At 44.0% G+C, this 613-nt stretch carries 1 protein-coding gene and 1 pseudogene; both read right to left on the bottom strand.

The window, feature by feature from the left end:
- Positions 1-244, bottom strand: a 244-nt coding sequence (locus R7R78_RS27645; RefSeq protein ID WP_225474796.1) for a TerB family tellurite resistance protein, incomplete at its 3' end; no start/stop codon positions are given.
- A gap of 88 nt (positions 245-332) precedes the next feature.
- Positions 333-613, bottom strand: a pseudogene (locus tag R7R78_RS27640) (alkaline phosphatase family protein); the annotation flags it as partial.

Raw genomic sequence — 613 nt, 5'->3', positions numbered from 1 at the left:
TAGCGTCTTGAGTTTTTTCTTTTGCCTGAGCAAGTAACTGCTCCGATTCTTGCTCGTTTAACTCGAGCAACTTCATCAGTAAAGAACGCTTTGTGCTTTCTTCTTTTTCATCAATTAGATGATCCGCACCAGACACTTCACACAGCAGACATGCGATCGCCATGTTTGGCGACAGTGCATTGGTTTTGCTCAAATCCGAGCCGTCGATAAGTTGTTTGAACAACGAAGTAAGAGAATTAAACATAGTAAGCACCAAGCTGTTTTCTTTTAAGATGGTAATAGATACGGTAAATCTCAAGGTGTCGAATCAAATTTAGCACCGCACTGACAGGTTATTTTCCTTTATCTTCTGCGCGAGTTGGAGGGAAGTTAATCTCCTCTCCGTCGCTAGTCAGAATGCCAATGTGACTCGGTTTCCCTTCATCGTCCAAGCGTAGCTCTCCGATAGCACTGTGATTAACCAAGCGATAAAAATTGTGAGTGCTTGGCGCGCGTTTGTAGATCTTCAAGCGTTTACGTTTCGTAAACCAGTTGAGTGGTGAACGCGGACTGTAAAGCATTCTGTCTAGGCCATCGCAGATCGTGAGCAGTTGCGTAGGGAACTGGTTTTTAA

The sequence above is a fragment of the Vibrio sp. 2134-1 genome (genome assembly GCF_033339495.1).
This window is presented reverse-complemented; position numbering and strand designations above follow the sequence as displayed.